At 70.7% G+C, this 17,911-nt stretch carries 15 protein-coding genes; 9 read left to right on the top strand and 6 right to left on the bottom strand.

What is annotated here, in order from left to right:
* Window positions 1–35: 35 nt before the first annotated feature.
* The 3 genes from Q7W82_RS10815 to Q7W82_RS10805 form a co-directional block, all read right to left on the bottom strand.
* Window positions 36–578: a DUF4019 domain-containing protein gene (locus Q7W82_RS10815; RefSeq protein ID WP_242159940.1), complete on the bottom strand. Its 543-nt coding sequence runs from the start codon at window positions 576–578 to the stop codon at window positions 36–38.
* Between the two features lie 118 nt (window positions 579–696).
* The gene (locus Q7W82_RS10810) at window positions 697–957 is read right to left on the bottom strand and encodes a hypothetical protein (protein WP_242159764.1); all 261 of its coding nucleotides are present in this window, start codon (window positions 955–957) and stop codon (window positions 697–699) included.
* Between the two features lie 87 nt (window positions 958–1,044).
* A complete protein-coding gene (locus tag Q7W82_RS10805) occupies window positions 1,045–2,073 on the bottom strand; it encodes a hypothetical protein (RefSeq protein ID WP_242159939.1) in 1,029 nt (342 codons plus the stop codon).
* A gap of 224 nt (window positions 2,074–2,297) precedes the next feature.
* Here Q7W82_RS10805 and Q7W82_RS10800 point away from each other — a divergent pair, with 224 nt between their 5' ends.
* From Q7W82_RS10800 to Q7W82_RS10785, 4 genes are all read left to right on the top strand, one after another.
* Window positions 2,298–3,770 carry a DNA-3-methyladenine glycosylase 2 gene (locus Q7W82_RS10800; RefSeq protein WP_242159763.1) on the top strand — a complete coding sequence of 491 codons (1,473 nt, stop codon included), beginning with the start codon at window positions 2,298–2,300 and terminating at the stop codon, window positions 3,768–3,770.
* Entirely contained in the window at window positions 3,767–4,294 is a 528-nt protein-coding gene (locus tag Q7W82_RS10795) for a methylated-DNA--[protein]-cysteine S-methyltransferase (RefSeq protein ID WP_242159762.1), read from the top strand. The genes Q7W82_RS10800 and Q7W82_RS10795 overlap by 4 nt, the downstream gene beginning before the upstream one ends.
* Before the next feature lie 122 nt (window positions 4,295–4,416).
* On the top strand, window positions 4,417–5,679 hold the full coding sequence (locus Q7W82_RS10790) for an ectonucleotide pyrophosphatase/phosphodiesterase (protein ID WP_242159938.1): 1,263 nt from the start codon (window positions 4,417–4,419) through the stop codon (window positions 5,677–5,679).
* Window positions 5,680–5,831: 152 nt separating this feature from the next.
* Window positions 5,832–7,253 carry a chloride channel protein gene (locus tag Q7W82_RS10785; protein ID WP_242159761.1) on the top strand — a complete coding sequence of 474 codons (1,422 nt, stop codon included), beginning with the start codon at window positions 5,832–5,834 and terminating at the stop codon, window positions 7,251–7,253.
* A 157-nt stretch (window positions 7,254–7,410) separates the two neighbouring features.
* Here the strand turns inward: Q7W82_RS10785 and Q7W82_RS10780 are convergent, their stop codons facing one another.
* Together Q7W82_RS10780 and Q7W82_RS10775 are read right to left on the bottom strand one after the other, a co-directional pair.
* The gene (locus tag Q7W82_RS10780) at window positions 7,411–7,596 is read right to left on the bottom strand and encodes a 30S ribosomal protein THX (RefSeq protein ID WP_160948184.1); all 186 of its coding nucleotides are present in this window, start codon (window positions 7,594–7,596) and stop codon (window positions 7,411–7,413) included.
* Between the two features lie 111 nt (window positions 7,597–7,707).
* Window positions 7,708–8,121, bottom strand: a complete 414-nt coding sequence (locus Q7W82_RS10775) for a MerC domain-containing protein (RefSeq protein WP_160948185.1) — start codon at window positions 8,119–8,121, stop codon at window positions 7,708–7,710.
* Between the two features lie 154 nt (window positions 8,122–8,275).
* On the opposite strand from Q7W82_RS10775, the gene Q7W82_RS10770 reads away from it, so the two are divergent.
* Complete coding sequence (locus Q7W82_RS10770; protein WP_242159760.1) at window positions 8,276–10,348, top strand: TonB-dependent receptor; 2,073 nt, start codon at window positions 8,276–8,278, stop codon at window positions 10,346–10,348.
* Window positions 10,349–10,403: 55 nt separating this feature from the next.
* Here the strand turns inward: Q7W82_RS10770 and Q7W82_RS10765 are convergent, their stop codons facing one another.
* Window positions 10,404–10,736, bottom strand: a complete 333-nt coding sequence (locus Q7W82_RS10765; RefSeq protein ID WP_010343489.1) for an SMR family transporter — start codon at window positions 10,734–10,736, stop codon at window positions 10,404–10,406.
* A 355-nt stretch (window positions 10,737–11,091) separates the two neighbouring features.
* On the opposite strand from Q7W82_RS10765, the gene Q7W82_RS10760 reads away from it, so the two are divergent.
* The 4 genes from Q7W82_RS10760 to Q7W82_RS10745 all read left to right on the top strand — a co-directional run bounded on the left by Q7W82_RS10760 (window position 11,092) and on the right by Q7W82_RS10745 (window position 17,876).
* Window positions 11,092–13,482 carry a TonB-dependent receptor gene (locus Q7W82_RS10760; protein WP_242159759.1) on the top strand — a complete coding sequence of 797 codons (2,391 nt, stop codon included), beginning with the start codon at window positions 11,092–11,094 and terminating at the stop codon, window positions 13,480–13,482.
* 353 nt (window positions 13,483–13,835) lie between these two features.
* Window positions 13,836–14,669, top strand: a complete 834-nt coding sequence (locus tag Q7W82_RS10755; RefSeq protein WP_242159758.1) for a 2Fe-2S iron-sulfur cluster-binding protein — start codon at window positions 13,836–13,838, stop codon at window positions 14,667–14,669.
* Window positions 14,656–15,657 carry a xanthine dehydrogenase family protein subunit M gene (locus Q7W82_RS10750; RefSeq protein ID WP_242159757.1) on the top strand — a complete coding sequence of 334 codons (1,002 nt, stop codon included), beginning with the start codon at window positions 14,656–14,658 and terminating at the stop codon, window positions 15,655–15,657. Before Q7W82_RS10755 ends, Q7W82_RS10750 begins: the two co-directional genes overlap by 14 nt.
* A gap of 23 nt (window positions 15,658–15,680) precedes the next feature.
* Window positions 15,681–17,876 carry a xanthine dehydrogenase family protein molybdopterin-binding subunit gene (locus tag Q7W82_RS10745; RefSeq protein ID WP_242159756.1) on the top strand — a complete coding sequence of 732 codons (2,196 nt, stop codon included), beginning with the start codon at window positions 15,681–15,683 and terminating at the stop codon, window positions 17,874–17,876.
* Window positions 17,877–17,911 lie beyond the last annotated feature (35 nt).

The following is a 17,911-nucleotide window of genomic DNA, read 5'->3' as shown; positions in this document are numbered from 1 at the left end:
CGTCGGGAAAGGGAAGACGGCGCGCAGCATGCCGCTCAATCGGGCATGGCGACGTGATAACCGACCAGGCGCCAGGTCTTGTCCTCGTCCAACCGCAAGGACACCAGCTCGCGCACCGGCTGCGGCGCGTTGGCGAAGCGGCTGGGGAAGCTGATGTTGACGTAGGTGCCCGGCGGCACCTGCGAGCCGGCGGCGTACTGCACCCGCGCCACACTGGCCACGCCGCGGCCGAGCAGCGCGCCCAGCCGTGCACGCGCGGCGTCGATCTCGCGCACGAACACGGCACGCGTCACCGCCTTCTTCGCCACCGCCGAGGCGCCGTCCCACAGTTCGCCAGTGCGCCCGGCGTCGACCAGCTGCGCGGCGCGCAGCCCGGCCTGGGCCATCTGCGCATCCTGCTTGGCCAGCGGTCCGGGGGCGGGGGTCGCGGTGCCGGCATGGCGCGGCGCCGGCTTCGCTGTCGCCGCGGGAGCGCCGGCGGGTGCGGCGGGGGCCGCTGGCGGGGCAGTCGTCGGCGTCGGCGTGGGTGCGGACGACGGTGCCGGGGACGCGGTTTGCGCGGAGGCGGCGCCGGCCATCAAGGCCAGCAGGACGACAGGAAAGCGGAACGGGACGGACGTGGGCAAGGACATCGCTCGGCGGCGGCGGTGGCGAGGGCCGCAGTCTACGCCGCCATGACGGACCGACGCAGCGGCGCTACGGCGTTTCCTCGCTCGCCACCACCGCGGCCGCGGTGGCGTAGCGCTGGCGGTGCCAGGCGCGCCAGCTGGCCCACAGCGCCCAGGCAGTGGCCGCGAGCAGGCCGAACAGGCTCAGCAGCGAGCCGGTCCGCGCCAGCCAGGGCGCATGCAGGCCATTGGCGAAGTGCAGCAGCACTTCGGCGATCACGAAGCCACCCAGCGCCAGCAACGCCGGGGGCAGATACAGCCGCAGCATCAAGTGGGTTCCGGCGGCCATGCGCGCGCTCCGGGGTGGTGATGCGGCGACGCTAGTCCCGTGTCGATGCGCGCCACGTGAACGCGCGGAACGCGCCGCAGCCGCCGTTCAGGCCCCGGGCGAGGCCAGCGGCAGGGTCGCCACGTCGATCTCCGACAGCGGGCTTTCCATCGGGCAGGCCTGGTCCGGGAACCCGAAGCGCTGCTTCAGCGCCTGGCCGCAGGCGGTCAGGCTCTCCAGATCCACGTCATTCCTGGTCTTGCACTCCTGGTCGAAGGCGACCAGGAACGCATCCTTGCGCCGCACGAAGTCGTCGCCGCACTTGCGCAATTGCTTGATGCGCTCCAGATCGTCCTGCACCGCGTTGGTGCCATCGAGCCCGTACTGCTTGAGTTCGTCGTTGCTGAGCAGGCGCAGGCTGCGGTTGGGCACGGTCATCATCAGATCCGCCACCGCCACCGCCACGCCGTTGCGCTCCAGGTAGTCCTTGACGTTGCCATAGACCTCCTGCAGTTCACGGTTGAGTTCGGCGCGCGAGGTCGCGGTGGAACTGATCCGCATCATTCGGTGGATGCCGACCTTGCCGGAGATCAGCCGGTTGTCGCCGGCGGCCAGCACGAACACGCAGGCGCTGTGGCAGACCGAGCCCTCGCGCACCCACACGGTCCAGCCGGATTCGCCGATGGCGTCGCCGGCGCGAATCGCCGCCTCGACCTGGCCGCCGCTGGAATCGAGGTCGAGCACGCGCTTGCCGATGCCGGTCTGTCTGGCCACCTCGGCCAGCCGTCGCACCAGCTCGGCGAAGCCGGCGTTGATCTTGCCGACATAGCGCACCCGCATCAGCCCGCGCTCGCGGCACGGCGCCAGCGCAGCTTCCACCGCTGGCCGGTCCAGCCCGGCCAGCGGCTGGCCGTCGCCGGCCTCGTCGGCATAGTCGGTATCGCAGCTGATGAAGGCCTCGCCGTTTTCCAGGGTGGCCTCGTCCCAGGCTTGCGGATCGTGCTTGGGCGCGACCGCATGCGGCGGCGGTGCCGGCGGTGCGCCGATCGAGACCATGTGCTCGCCGTCGGCGGAGGGGCTGTCGGCGACGGTCCGCGGCGCCGACGCCGGCTGCTGCCCGCAGGCCAACAGGCCCAGGCAACACAGCGACAACCAGCAGAGTCTGAACGGAGCGGCCAAACAGGGATCCAGGGCGAACACGAAAAAGCCAGGCGCCGGGCGCCCGTGGACCTAGTCTAGTGCGGCAGCGCGGAGCCTCCCCAACTGCGCCTAAACCGCGGGCGCCGCGGCCACGCGCACGCGGCGGCATTGCTGTCCGAAAACGGCCAGTGCGCCGTGCCGGGGCCGACTAGACTGGCGCCATGCCCGCCCTCGCTGCCACCGACCACGCCCTCTACGACCGCGCCCGCCAGTCGCGCGATGCGCGCTTCGACGGCGTGTTCTTCACCGCCGTGCGCAGCACCGGCATCTACTGCCGGCCGGTGTGCCCGGCGCCGCCGCCCAAGCGCAGCAACGTGCGCTACTACCCCAGCGCGGCTGCGGCTGCTGCGGCGGGCTACCGGCCGTGCCTGCGCTGCCGCCCCGAACTGTCGCCGGAGGCGCAGCAGCACCTGGGCGAAGAGGTCGTGCGGCGTGCGCTGGCGCTGATCGCCGACGGCGCCCTGCAGGACGCCAGTGTCGCCGCGCTCGCCGCCGAACTGGGGATCAGCGCGCGCCAGCTGCAGCGCCTGTTCGTCGCCCAGCTCGGCGCCACCCCGGCGGCGGTGCACGCCACCCGGCGCCTGTTGCTGGCCAAGCAACTGCTGACCGAGACCGCACTGCCGATCACCCAGGTGGCGCTGGCGGCCGGCTTCAACAGCCTGCGCCGCTTCAACGCCGCCTTCCTCGACGGCTGCGGCATGCCGCCCTCGGCGATCCGCAAGCAGCGCGCCGAGAGCCCCGGCGGCGACCTGGTGCTGCGCCTGGGCTATCGGCCGCCGCTGGACTTCCCGGCGATGCTGGCGTTCCTGCGCAAGCGCGCGATCCCCGGCATCGAGCGCATCGGCGAAACCAGCTACGAACGCGTGCTCGGTCCCTGCGCGGCCTCCACCCGCATCCGTGTCGAAGCCGATCCGCAGCGCCACGAACTGCGCCTGCACATCGCCGCGGCCGATCCGCGCACCATTCCCGACATCGTGCGCCGGGTGCGCCGCGTGTTCGACCTGGATGCCGACCTGCGCGCGGTGCACGCCACGCTCGGCGAGGATCCGCTGCTGGCGCGGGCCGTCGCCCGGCGCCCCGGGCTGCGCGTGCCGGGCGGCTGGGACGGCTTCGAAGTGGCGGTGCGCGCGGTACTCGGCCAGCAGGTCAGCGTGGCCGGCGCCGCGACCCTGGCCGCGCGCCTGGTCGATCGCCATGGCGCCGCGCGGCCCGGCCAGCCGCCGGGGCTGGATCGCGCCTTCCCGACCCCGCAGGCGCTGCGCGACGCGCCGCTGGAAGCGATCGGCCTGCCGCGCTCGCGGGCGGCGACGATCCGTGCGCTGGCGCAGGCGGTGCTGGACGGCCGCCTGTCCTTCCGCGCCGGCCAGCGCCTGGACGACTTCGTTGCCCACGCCATCACCTTGCCCGGCATCGGTGCCTGGACCGCGCAATACATCGCCCTGCGCGCGCTCGGCCAGCCCGACGCCTTCCCCGCCGGCGACTTAGTGCTGCAACGCATGCTCGGCGAAGGCGGCGCGCGCCTGAGCGAACGCGCCACCGAGACGCGCGCGCAGGCCTGGCGGCCCTGGCGCGCCTATGCGGTGCTGCACCTGTGGCACCTGGCCAACGATCCTCCCGAGGAGACCCGCGCATGACCACGTCCCCGCTGTCCTACGACCGCTTCGCCACGCCGATCGGCGAGCTGACCGTCGCCGTCGGCGCCGATGGCGTGCGCCACATCCTGTTCCCGGAGAACCGCTACGACGCCCGCGGCCGTGCCGACTGGGTGCACGATCCGGCCCCGGTGCGCGCCGCGCGCGAGCAGTTGCTGGCCTACTTCGCCGGCGAGCGCGAGCGCTTCGACCTGCCGCTGGCCCCGCACGGCACCGAGTTCCAGCGGCGGGTATGGCTGGCGTTGGCCGAAATCCCGTTCGGCGCGACCTGGAGCTACGCGCAGTTGGCGCAGCACCTCGGCCAGCCGCGTGCGGTGCGTGCGGTGGGCGCCGCCAACGGCCGCAACCCGCTGCCGATCGTGCTGCCCTGCCATCGGGTGATCGGCGCCAACGGCGCACTGACCGGCTTCGGCGGCGGCCTGCCGACCAAGGCCGCACTGCTGGCGCTGGAGCGGCGCGACGGCGGCGGCGCGGCCACCGGCACGATGGCCTCCCTGTTCGGCTGAGCGCCGCGGCACGCGGTGGGCCTGCCGCCAACGCCGTGGCCTTGCCGCATTCGCCAGCCGATGGGCGCGCGGCGGGCGCTGTCTTCGCCACGTCACCGTGCGCGCTTTATGATGCGGCGATGATGTCCTCCGTCCTGCGCTCCACGCTCGTCTGCGCCACCCTGCTGCTCGGTGCCTGCGCCTCCGCCCCCTCCACGCCCCCGCATGCGACTGCCGCGGCCAGCGCCGCCGCGCCGGCGGCGCTGCCCACGCCGGTGCTGTTGATCTCGATCGACGGCCTGCGCGCGGACATGCTCGATCGCGGCATCGCCCCGAACCTGAGCCGCCTGGTCCACGACGGCGTGCGTGCGCAGTGGATGACGCCCTCGTATCCGTCGCTGACCTTCCCCAACCACTACACCATCGCCACCGGCCTGCGTCCGGACCATCACGGCATCGTCCACAACAGCATGCAGGACCCGGTACTGGGCACGTTCCAGATCAGCGATCGCGCCGCGGTCGGCGATGGCCGCTGGTGGGGTGGCGAACCGATCTGGGTCGGCGTCGAGAAGGCGGGCCTGCACGCGGCGACCTGGGCCTGGCCGGGCAGCGAGGCGGCCATCCAGGGCGTGCGCCCCAGCCGCCGCCAGACCTTCGACGCGGACATGCCGCCGAACGCGCGGGTCGATCAGGTAATGGGCTGGCTGGACGATGCCAGCGCGACGCGGCCGCAGCTGCTGACGCTGTACTTCGAACAGGTGGACGAAGCCGGCCACGACCACGGCCCGGAGTCGCGGGAATACGCGCAGGCCATCGCCAGCATCGATGCCGCGATCGGGCATCTGCTCGACGGCCTGGCGCAGCGTGGCGAACTGGACCACATCAACCTGGTGCTGGTGTCCGACCACGGCATGGCCGCGGTGCCGCCCAGGCAGGTGCTGGCGGTGGAGGAGATGGTATCGCCGCAACAGGCCACGGTGATCAGCTACGGGCAATCGGTGGGCATCGCCCCGCGCCCGGGCCAGGAGGCCGCGGCCGAGGCGCGGCTGCTCGGCGCGCACCCGCAGTACGACTGCTGGCGCAAGGGCGAGCTGCCGGCGCGTTGGCATTACGGCAGCAACCCGCGCATCCCGCCGATCGTGTGCCAGATGCACGAGGGCTGGGATGCGCTACCGCGTGCACGCATCGCCGAGAAGCCGCGCGGCCTGCGCGGTTCGCACGGCTACGACCCGGCGCTGCCGTCGATGCGCGCGGTGTTCGTCGCCCGCGGTCCGGCGTTCCGCCGCGGTGTCACCCTGCCGCCGATCGACAACGTCGACGTCTATCCCTTGCTGACCCGCCTGCTCGGCATCCCCGCCGCGCCCAACGACGGCGATCCGCAGGCCCTGTTGCCGGCGCTGCGCTAGGGCGGGCCACCCATCCCCGAGCGATGACGCGGCCACAGGCGCGCGCAACCGCGGCGCGGCATACTCGGGAATGGGTGACTCGCCCTAAGCGCCAGGGCAACGGCGTCGGCGCGCCGACGCCCGCCCGGGGCAACGCGTGCGACAATGGCCGCATGCACTCGCCCGACTCCGCGCAACCACCGCGCCTGCGCCAACTGATCTCGCAGGAGAGCTGGAAGCAGCGCGCCGTGCTGTGGGGCGGCGCGGTGGCGGTGGCACTGGTATCCATCGTCTTCGCCAAGGCCAGCGACGCCGCCTTCCACGTGTTCCAGCGCATCACCGCGCATTCGCCGTGGTGGGCGCTGCTGCTGACCCCGAGCGTGTTCGCCCTGCTCGCCTGGCTGACCAACGGCGCGCTGCGTCCCACCCGCGGCAGCGGCATTCCGCAGGTGATCGCCGCGCTGGACCGCACCGACGACGGCTTCCGCCAATCCAACCTGTCGCTGCGCGTGTCCGCCGGCAAGCTGATGCTGACCACCATGGCCCTGTTCGGCGGCGCCTCGATCGGCCGCGAAGGCCCGACCGTGCACGTCGGCGCCAGCCTGATGTACGTGTTCGGGCGCTGGTTCGGCTTCCGCGACGCGCGCCAGGCCAGCCATTTCCTGCTGGCCGGCGGCGCCGCCGGCATCGCCGCCGCGTTCAACACGCCGCTGGCCGGCGTGGTGTTCGCCATCGAGGAATTGAGCGGGCGCTTCGAGCACCACTTCTCCGGCACGTTGCTGACCGCGGTGATCGTCGGCGGCGTGATCTCGCTGGGCCTGCTCGGCGACTACACCTACTTCGGCCGGGTCGCCACCGCCGGCCTGCCGCTGGGCAAGGCGTGGCTGGCGATCCTGCTGTGCGGCGTGGTCGCCGGCCTGCTCGGCGGCGCCTTCTCGCGCATGGTGCTGGCCAGCGCCGCCGGCCGGCCGCGCTGGCTGGGCGACCTGCGCCGGCGGCAGCCGGTGCTGCTGGCCGCGCTGTGCGGCCTGGCGTTGGTGCTGCTGGGCCTGATCTTCGGCGCCGGCGCATTCGGCACCGGCTACGAGCAGGCGCGCAGCCTGGTGCAGGGGCACGCCAGCGTCGGCCACGAGTTCGGCCTGATGAAGCTGCTGGCGAACCTGGTCTCCTACGTCGCCGGCATCCCCGGCGGCCTGTTCTCGCCGGCGCTGGCGGTCGGCGCCGGGCTCGGCCACAACCTGGCCGTGCTGATGCCGGGCGTGGACCCGCGCATCTTCGTGCTGCTGGGCATGTGCGCCTATCTCACCGGGGTGACCCAGGCGCCACTGACCTCGGCGGTGATCTCGCTGGAACTCACCGACAGCAGCGACATGCTGCTGCCGATCCTGGCCACGGTGCTGATCGCCCGCGGCGCCTCGGCGCTGGTGTGCCGCACGCCGATCTATCGCGGCCTGGCCGAGCTGTTGCTGGTGGCACCGCCGCCGGCGTCGGCGCCGCCCGCCGAAGAGGAAGCGCCGACCTCGCTGGTCGCCGATCTGGCCGGCAGCGACCACGACGACCGCGACGAGGGCCCGACCGCGCCACGCCCACACTAGATTGCCGGCGCATCCCCTGCGCTTGCGCGATCGGCAAGCGCGCCGCCGCCACTCCCGCTTTCGCAAGGCCGCTGCCTGGCGGCGGCCGGGCAGCAAAAAACAGACATAAAAAAACGCGGCGCAAGCGCCGCGTTCTTCGTCGCAACCGGTGGCTGGCTCAGCCGGCCTTGGCGACCGTCTTCTTGGCCACGGCCTTCTTGGCCGCAGGCGCCTTGACCACCGACTTCTTCGCGACCGGCGCACCAGCGCCCACGGCCACCTTGCTCACGCTGTGCGAGCGCGCATTGCCGTAGCTGGCGTTATAGCGCTTGCCCTTGGCGGTCTTGCGGTCACCCTTACCCATGCTCATCGACTCCTGAATGTATGTGCGAAAACCCCCGCGCGACGCACGGGGTTTGGCGAGGCCAACGCGGTCGGCGCCCTCGCGCAAGGGCGGCAAGCCTACCACGTGCGCTCAGTGGGCGCAGCTTGCGTCGTGCACGTGGCCGTGATTGAGGCGCAGGTTGAGCAGGTGGGCAAGGCCGACCAGGGTGCCGCCGAAGGTCATGATCGCCGCGTGCGGCGCCACCGCGTGGTGCAGCGCCGGCACCAACAGGCCGGCCCACAGCGCCAGCAGGCCGAGCACCAGCAGGCCCAGCGCCTGCCAGGCGCGGTGCCGGCGATAACCGAGCACCAGACTGAACAGCCCCAGGCAGGTCACGAACAGCACCAGGCTGCGCTCCACGCCCTCGCCCAGCCACATCGCCAGACCCAGCGACGGCAGCACCGCCAGCGCCAGCGGCAGCACCGCGCAATGCACCGCGCACAGCAGCGAACCGGTGGCGCCGAGGCGGTCGAGCGTGGCGCGCAGATCGAACGGTGAGGACATGACGAGCGGCACGGGTTGAAAGTGTTACGGAATAATATAACATTCGGCCGCCGGCGACCAGCGCGTCCCGTGCCCCTTCCCCGACCGTCCACCGCCGCTGTGCGGTGTCGGCAGCGCGCACGTCGCCCCGACTGTCCCTCCTGATGGAATGCCCATGCCCTCTCACCGTCCCGCCCTGCTCCGCCGTTCCGCCCTGTCCCTGGCCCTGCTTGGCCTGTTGAACCCGTCGCTGGCCCTGGCCGCCGATCCCACCACGGCGACCGCCGCGGCCGACGCCACGCCGCCGGCCAGCGACAGTCGCCACGGCGCGGGCCACAGGCAGGACCGGCACGTGAAGGACATGGACCAGGTCGTCGTCACCGCCAGCCCGCTGCGCGATGCGGCCGGCGCGCTGAGCCAGCCGGTGGACGTGCTGGCCGGCGAGCGCCTGGACGAAAACCGCGGCGCCAGCATCGGCGAGACCGTGGCCAGCCTGCCGGGCGTGCAGAGCTCCAACTTCGGCCCCGGCGTGGGCCGGCCGATCATCCGCGGCCTCGACGGCCCGCGCGTGGCGGTGCTCAACGACGGCCTGTCCTCGCAGGACGTGTCCACGGTCAGCCAGGACCATTCGCCGGCAGTGGAGCCGTTCCTGGCCGACCAGATCGAGGTGCTGAAGGGTCCGTCCACCCTCCTGTACGGCTCCGGCGCCATCGGCGGCGTGGTCAACGTGGTCGACGGGCGCATCGCCGAGACCCCGGTCGACGGCGTGCACGGCCGTGCCGAAGCGCGCTGGGAAGGCGGCGACAAGAGCGGCAACACCGACATGTTCCGCGTCGATGCCGGCAACGGCAGCGGCCTGTCGATCCACGCCGATGGCGTGTATCGCAACCTGAAGGACTACGACACGCCGCAGGGCCCGCAGCTCAACTCGTTCGTCAAGTCCAAGGTCGGCTCGATCGGCAGCTCGCTGGCCGGCGACTGGGGCTTCGTCGGCGTGTCAATCTCGCGCTTCCGCGACAACTACGGCAACCCGGGCGAACCCGGCGACCCGGCTGCCGGCGAGCGCGGCGTGTCGCTGCAGCTGCACCAGGACCGTTTCGAGCTCAAGGGCGCGCTGAACGACCCGTGGGGCGACGGCAGCGCGCTGCACTACAGCTTCGGCCACACCGCCTACACCCACACCGAGTTCGAAGGCGCGGAAGTGGGCACCAAGTTCGACAAGCGCGCCAACGAAGGCCGCGTGGAGGCCTCCTTCGGTTTGGGCGGCGGCTGGCAGACCGCGGTCGGCGTGCAGGGCAGCGATTCCACCTTCCAGGCCATCGGCGAAGAAGCCTTCGTGCCGAAGACCGACACCCGCGCCCTCGGCGTGTTCGCGCTGGCGCGCAACAGCTGGGACCGCGTGCAGGCCGAGGTCGGCGCACGCGTGGACAAGACCAAGTACGAGACCGACACCGGCGTGGACCGCGACTTCACCCCGAAGAGCCTGTCGCTCAGCGGCGGCTTCCGCTTCAACGACCAGTGGCGCCTGACCGCCAACCTCGACCACGCCGAGCGCGCCCCGGCCGAGGAAGAACTGTTCGCCAACGGCCCGCACATCGCCACCCTCGCCTACGAGATCGGCAACCCCGACCTGAAGACCGAGAAGGCCAACCAGGCCGAACTGGGCCTGATCTTCAAGAACGACTGGGTCGACGCCAAGGTGGCCGGCTACTACAACCGCTACGACGACTTCATCTACATCGTCGACACCGGCGGCCAGTGGTACCACGAGGAAGACAACGACTTCCTGCCGATCCGCCAGTGGACCCAGGCCGATGCGATCTTCCACGGCTTCGAGGGCGAAGCCACCTTCCACCTGGCCAACAACGACAGCGGCGCCTGGGACCTGCGCGTGTTCGGCGACACCGTGCGTGCGCGGCTAAAGGACGGCGGCAACCTGCCGCGCATCGCGCCGGCGCGCTACGGCGCGCAGCTGCGCTGGGACGCCAGCAACTGGCGCGCCGCGCTGGGCGCCACCCGCTACCAGAAGCAGGACAAGGTGGCGGTCAACGAGACCCCGACCGCCGGCTACACCCTGGTCGATGCGCACCTGGCCTATCACATCGACAGCGGCAGCACCGCCTGGGAAGTGTTCCTGGACGGCAACAACCTGACCAACCAGGATGCGCGCGTGCACACCTCGTTCCTCAAGGACGACGTCATGCTGCCCGGCCGCAGCGCCTCGTTCGGCGTGCGCCTGTTCTTCTGACCGGGCGCGCTCGCCGCAGCGTGAGGAGGCCGCCTTCGGGCGGCCTTTTCTTTGGCTAATGCGGCGCGCTGCGCGAGAACACGTTGATCACCACCACGCCAGCGACGATCAGCGCCATGCCGACGATCGCCGGCGGATCCAGCGCCTGGCCGAACCGCCACCACGCCAGCAGCGAGATCAACACGATGCCGATGCCCGACCAGAGCGCATAGGCCACGCCCACCGGCACGCTGCGCAGGGTCAGCGACAGCAGGTAGAAGGCGATGCCATAGCCGCACAGCGCCAGCAGCGTCGGCCACAGCCGGGTGAAGCCCTCGCTGGCCTTCAGCGCCGAGGTCGCGACCACCTCGGCGAGGATGGCCACCAGCAGGAACAACCAGTTCTTCATTGCAGGACGCTCCTGGAAATACGCGCGCGACCATAGCAAGTGCGGCGTGGCGACGATGGCGACGGCGCGTCTGCCAGAGGCATCCGCGCCACCGCGCCTGCCCTGGTCGCGCGACACCGCATCGCGCAGCGCAGGCCGTGCATGGCCGTGCGATGGCGGCCTGCGTGGGCAACCTGTCACGCAAACCCGGCACGTACCGCGCTGCACAACAGCCCGCTCGCTGGACGGGGGTACAAAGAGCGCCGCGCGTTGCCCCCTGTCTCGCGCCGTCGCGGCCGCTGCGACGTGGCCACGCGCTGCACGCGCGTACCGCCTGCCGGCCGACCGTTCCGGATGAAGAAAGGAGAGATTCTTCATGCAATTTGCCCCGCTCCGCCAGCTGCTGCCCCTGTCCGTCGCCGCCGCCCTGCTCGCGCCCCCCGCGCTGGCGCAGACCGCCGGTGCCCCCGCTGCGCCTGCCGCGCAACCCGACGCCACCACCCTGGATGCCGTGGTCGTCAGCGGCACTGCGCGCTTCAGCGGCCTGCGCAAGCGCGATGCGAGCTTCTCGATCACCACCGCCACGCCCGAACAGATCCAGCAGGCGGTGCCACAGAGCAGCGCCGACCTGCTGAAGATCGTGCCCGGGGTGTGGGCCGAACCCAGCGGCGGCGGCACCGGCGCCAACATCTTCGTGCGCGGCATGCCGTCCGAAGGCGATGCGCCGTTCGTCACCTTCCAGCTCGACGGCGCACCGCTGTTCCCGCCGCCGACCCTGTCGTTCCTGGAAAACTCCACGCTGTTCCGCACCGACGACACCATCGAACGCATGGAGGTGCTGCGCGGCGGCTCCAGTCCGATCTTCTCCAACGGCCAGGCCGGCATCACCGTCAACTTCATCCAGAAGAAGGGCCAGGACGAGCCGGAAGGCAGCGTGCGCCTCACCGGCGGCAGCGACGCCCTGCGCCGCATCGATCTGTTCGACAGCGGGCCGATGGGCAATGGCTGGTACTACAGCGTCGGGGGTTTCTTCCGCGAGACCGACGGCGTGCGCGACCCGCAGTTCCCCGCCGACAAGGGCGGCCAGTTCAGCGCCACCCTGAGCAAGCGCTGGGACAGCGGCGAACTGTCGTTCTATGCGCGCCACACCGACGACAACAACGCCTTCTACACCGCGATCCCGCTGTTGTCGCGCAACAACGGCCGCGACCTGTCCAGCTTTCCCGGCCTCAATGCGCAGCGCGGCACGCTGCTGAGCGACGATTTCCGCAACGTCACCCTGCCGGTCGGCCCGAACGGCCAGACCATCCGGCGCGACCTGGGAGACGGCCGCGGCGTCAACATCGACGTGTTCGGCGGCGAGCTGAACTGGCAGCTGGGCGACTGGACCATCGCCGACCGCTTCAACGTGATGGGCGGTACCGCGCCGACCTATGCGCTGTTCACCGGCGACGCGCCGCAGCGACTGGGCGACTTCATCGCCGGCTACGGCAGTACCGGCAGCGCGCGCTACACCAATGGCGGCGGTGCGGTCGATCCGAACCAGCAGGTGCTGGAAGCCGGCTGGTGGTCGGTGGACAAGCGCCTGAACTCCTTCACCAACGACCTGCGCCTGAGCCGCACGCTGTTCGCCGGCAACACCCTCACCGTAGGCAGCTACTACGCCAGGTATACCTCCAACGACACCTGGTACCTCGGCAACACCATGCTGCTGACCGCGCGCAACCATGCGCGGCGCATCGACGTGACGCTGGACGACGGCCGCCAGCCCACCCGCGACGGCTTCACCAGCACCGCCTTCCTGGCCCTGCGGGCGCACTACGAAGGCGAGAACGCCGCGGTGTTCGTCGCCGACGAATGGGAACTGGACGAGCGCCTGCGCCTGGACCTGGGTGTGCGCTACGAGCGTCAGCATGTCACCGGCACCGTGCACGACACCGCCACCGTGGACCTGGACGGCAATCCGGCCACGCTGTACGACAACGCCACTTCGATCTCGCTGCCGAGCGCGCGGCGCATCGACCAGGACGACAATGCGCTGTCGTGGACCGCCGGATTGAACGTCAAGCTCGACGCGCACAACAGCGTATTCGCGCGCGTCAATTCCGGGGTCAAGTTCCCCGGCTTCGACAACCTGCGCGATAGACAGACCAAGGTGCAGGACATCCGGCAGTACGAACTGGGATTGAAGTCGGGTGCGGCCAATTACGATCTGTACCTGACCGCGTTCTACAACACCTTCAAGAATTCGCCGTTCCAGGCCTTCCTGGCCAACGGCAGCAACTTCACCACGGTCGGCGATTCGCGCGCCTACGGCCTGGAGGTGGAAGGCGCGATCCGCCCGTTCGGCGGCTTCGAGCTGGCCGGCACCGGCGTGTGGCTGGATGCGAAATACCGCAACTACCGCGAGTACACCGGCAACCAGGTCATGCGCCAGCCCAAGCGCCAGTTCCGGCTGACGCCGAGCTACTACTGGATGCTGCCGTTCGGCGATCTGCGCGTGTTCGCCACCTACTCCTACATCGGCGAGCGCTACGCCGACCTGGCCAACAGCCAGCGCCTTCCGTCCTACGACATGCTCGATCTCGGCGCCAGCCTGCACAGCGGCGAGCACTGGGAGTTCACCGTCAGCGGCAGCAACGTGACCGACACCCTGGGCCTGACCGAGGGCAATGTGCGTGTGCCCGGTGCGGCCACCGGGGGCGTGTTCATGGGCCGCCCGATCGCCGGCCGCCAGTACCAGCTGTCGGTGGCGTACCGCTGGTAGCGCCCGCACGGTGGCACACGCATGTGCTGCCATCGCCACGGCGCGTGGCACGGCGTCCGCCGCGACAGGCGCGATCGATGCCTGTCGCGGCGGTGACCGCTCCTGCAGATGCGCTCGACGCCACGCATGTGCGCCGTTCCGGTCCCCAGAATCCGTCTGACCGCATCACTGCCTCGACACCCTGCCTTCGCGATCTCTTCGCAATCCCTTCGCGGTATCGCCGCGATGCTGGCGCTCGGGTGCCGATGCGCGCCCCTACGCCGGCGTCGCGATGGCGGCGCCGCTACCCAGGTCGATTCGCTCCATGCCGCGCCACGGCGCGCATGGTGGCGGTCCCCAGGCAGGAGAGACCGATGCAGCATGACCCCCGCCGTTCCGAGGCCGCGTCCGGCACCGCCGACAGCGCGCCCGATACCCCGCTGAGCGAGGACGAGGCCGCACTCGCACGCCGGCTCGGCATCAATGGCCTCTCGCGCCGCGAATTCATTGCCCTGCTCTCGGCTGCCGGCCTGAGCAGCGCGGGCGGGCAGATCCTCTTCAGCGAGGCCGCATTCGCCGCGCCGGTTGCCAAGGCCGCGCCGCCGCAGAATGCGTTGCCGGTGATCCTGGAGGTCAACGGCCAGCGCCACGCGTTGCAGTTGGACCCACGGACCACCCTGCTGGATGCGCTGCGCGAACACCTGGCGCTGACCGGCACCAAGAAGGGTTGCGACCACGGCCAGTGCGGCGCCTGCACGGTGATCGTCGACGGCGAGCGGCGCCTGTCCTGCCTGACCCTGGCCGCACAGGCCGAAGACGCGCAGATCACCACCATCGAAGGCCTGGCCGACGGCGAACGGCTGCATCCGATGCAGGCTGCGTTCGTGCAGCACGACGGGTTCCAGTGCGGCTATTGCACGCCTGGGCAGATCTGCTCGGCCGTGGCCCTGCTGAACGAGATCAAGCGCGGCGACGCCAGCCATGTCAGCGCCGACGTCAGCCGGCCGGTCACCGAACTCAGCGACGCCGAGGTGCGCGAGCGGATGAGCGGCAACATCTGCCGCTGCGGCGCCTACCCAAAGATCGTCGCCGCCATCCAGGACGTGCACAGCGGCGGCGCCCCACGGCCGCTGACCTGGCGCTATGTCGACCAGTCCGAACTGACCGCCCTGAAGATGGCCAAGGAGGTGGCGGATGACGCCGTTTAAGTATCAGCGCGCCACCTCGCCGGAGGACGCGGTCCGCCGCGTCGCCGCCAACCCGAACGCGCGCTTCCTCGGCGGCGGCACCAATCTGCTCGACCTGATGAAGGAAGGGGTGACCGGCGCCGACGAGATCGTCGACCTGACCCGGCTCAAGGGCCTGGCCGAGATCGCCGAAACCGCCGACGGCGGCCTGCGCCTGGGCGCACTCGCCAACAACACCCAGACCGCCAACCATCCGCTGGTGCGCCAACGCTATCCGCTGCTGAGCCAGGCGATCCTGGCCGGGGCGACGATGCAATTGCGCAACATGGCCAGCAACGGCGGCAACCTGCTGCAGCGCACGCGCTGCGGCTACTTCTACGACACCGCCCTGCCCTGCAACAAGCGCGAACCCGGCAGCGGCTGCGGCGCGCGCGAAGGGCTCAACCGTACCCACGCGATCTTCGGCCACAGCCCGCACTGCGTGGCGGTGCATCCGTCGGACATGTGCGTGGCGCTGGCCGCGCTGGACGCGACCGTGCACGTGCGCACGCCGGCCGGCGCACACCGCGAGATCCCGTTCGCCGAGTTCCACCTGCTGCCCGACGCGCGCGCCGACCTGGACAACCAGTTGGCGCACGGCGAGTTGATCGAGTCGATCACCCTGCCGGCGCAGAACTTCGCCGCGCACAGCCACTACCTGAAGGTGCGCGACCGGGCCAGCTATGCGTTCGCGCTGGTCTCGGTGGCCGCGGCGCTGGCGCTGGAACCGGATGGACGCATCCGCGAAGCGCGCATCGCCATGGGCGGGGTGGCGCACAAACCCTGGCGCGCGCGCACCGCCGAACGTGCGCTGGTCGGGCGGCATGTCGGTGAAGCCGCCTTCGCCGCCGCCGCGCAGGCCGAGATGGCCTCGGCGCGGCCGCTGACGCACAACGCCTACAAGATCCCGATGGGCACGCACGCGATGATCCGCGCCCTGCACCGCGCCAGCGGCAGCGACGCCGCGTGAGCGGCCAAACCGGAGAACCGGCAATGAACTACATCGGCAAGGAAATGCGCCGCGTCGACGGCTACGCCAAGGTCACGGGCAAGGCCCGTTATGCGGCGGAATTCCAGATCCCGCACCTGGTCCACGGCTACATCCTCACCAGCACCATCGCCAAGGGCCGCATCGTGCGCCTCGACACCCGCGCCGCCGAGGCCGCGCCGGGCGTGATCAAGGTGCTGACCCACCTCAATGCGATCAAGCCGGTCTCCGACGCGGTCAAGAAGAAGGGCGAGGACCTGTCGTTCCGCGCCCTGGTCGACGACCGCATCCATTTCAACGCGCAGCCGATCGCGGTGGTGGTGGCCACCACCTTCGAGCAGGCGCGGCACGCATCGCGGCTGATCCAGGTGGAGTATGCCGCCGAGACCGCGCACACGGATTTCGACGGGCTGCTCGACCAGGCGCACGATCCGACCCCGGAAGACTCGCCGAAACCGCGCGGCAACCCCGCCGCCGCGTTCGCCGCCGCCCCGGTGAAGCTGGAAGCCGCCTACACGATGCCGGTCGAGCATCACAATCCGATGGAACCGCACGGCGGCATCGGCTACTGGATCGGCGACACCCTGACCGTGGTCAACAAGAGCCAGAACGTCTACCAGGACCGCGAGCAGTTGGCCGGCTACTTCGGCATTCCGGTGGACAAGGTCAATGTGGTGTCGCTGTTCGTCGGCGGCGCGTTCGGCTCGTGCCTGCGCCCGAACTACTACACCTTCCTGCTCGGCGCGGTGTCCAAGGCGGTCGGGCTGCCGGTAAAAATCGTCTACACGCGGCGGCAGATGTTCAGCGGCCACGGTTACCGTCCGTACTATCGCGTGGAACTGGGCCTGGGCGCCGATGCGGCCGGCACGCTGCAGGCGATCCGCTACCGGCACGTGCTCAACACCTCGCGCATCGAGGCGTTCAACGAGGCCATCTTCCGCAATGCGCGCTCGCTGTACGCCTGTCCCAACGTGGAGGATCGCTTCGAGGTGGTGGAGACCGACCTGCCGACACCGCAGGCGATGCGTGCGCCCGGCACCATCAGCCAGATGTTCGGCATCGAGTGTGCGATGGACGAACTGGCCTATGCGCTGAAGATGGACCCCTTGCAGCTGCGCCTGGCCAACTACGCCGAGACCGACCCGGAAAGCGGCAAGCCGTTCTCGAGCAAGGCGCTGCGCGAGTGCTACGCGCTCGCCGCCGAGACCTTCGGCTGGAGCAAGCGTTCGCATGAGCCGCGCTCCATGCGCGACGGCCGCCTGCTGGTCGGCTGGGGCATGGCCACCGGCACCTGGGCGGCCATGCAGATGCCGGCGCTGGCGCGGGTCGTGCTGAAGGCCGACGGCAGCGCACGGGTCGGCAGTGCCACCGCCGACATCGGCCCCGGCACCTACACGGTGATGACCCTGATCGCCGCCGAGTATCTGGGCATCGACGCCAAGCGCGTGCAGTTCGAACTCGGCGACACGCGCCTGCCCAAGGCGCCGGCGCAGGGCGGCTCGTGGACCACCGCCAGCGTCGGCAGCGCGATCCACGGCGCGGCGCGCGAGATCCGCGGCAAGCTGCTGGAGCTGGCCAGGCAGGATGGGCAGACCGCGTTCAGTGGGCTGGACGTGGATGCGGTGGAACTGGTCGATGGCCGGCTGCGCCCGGCCGGCAAGCCCGAGGCCGGCCTGGAGGTCGCCAAGCTGATGCGTCAGCACGGCCTGCAGGAACTGGAGGTGGTGCACGAATCCAAGCCCTCGGCCGAGCGCAAACAGTACGCAACCGCCGCCCACGGCGCGCAGTTCATCGAGGTCAAGGTCGATCCGGATACCGGCATGGTGCAGGTGACGCGGGTCATCGAGGCCACCGCCTGCGGCAAGATCATGAATCCGCTGACCTCGCACAGCCAGGAAATCGGCGGCGTGGTGATGGGCATCGGCATGGCGCTCAGCGAAGGCACCGAGATCGACCATCGCTACGGGCGTATGCTCAACGCCTCGCTGGCCGACTATCACGTGCCGGTCAACGCCGACGTGCACGAGATCCAGACCATGTTCGTCGAAGAGGACGACACCATCGTCAACCCGCTCGGGGTCAAGGGCATGGGCGAACTGGGCATGGTGGGCATTCCCGCAGCCATCGCCAACGCCGTATTCCACGCCACCGGCAAGCGCATCCGCGACCTGCCGATTACGCCGGACAAGCTGATCGGCTGAGCGCGGGCGCCCCTGCAGCGTCGCGCTCCAGAAAC

The organism is Xanthomonas indica (genome assembly GCF_040529045.1).
In the GTDB taxonomy this organism is placed as follows: domain Bacteria; phylum Pseudomonadota; class Gammaproteobacteria; order Xanthomonadales; family Xanthomonadaceae; genus Xanthomonas_A; species Xanthomonas_A indica.
This window is presented reverse-complemented; position numbering and strand designations above follow the sequence as displayed.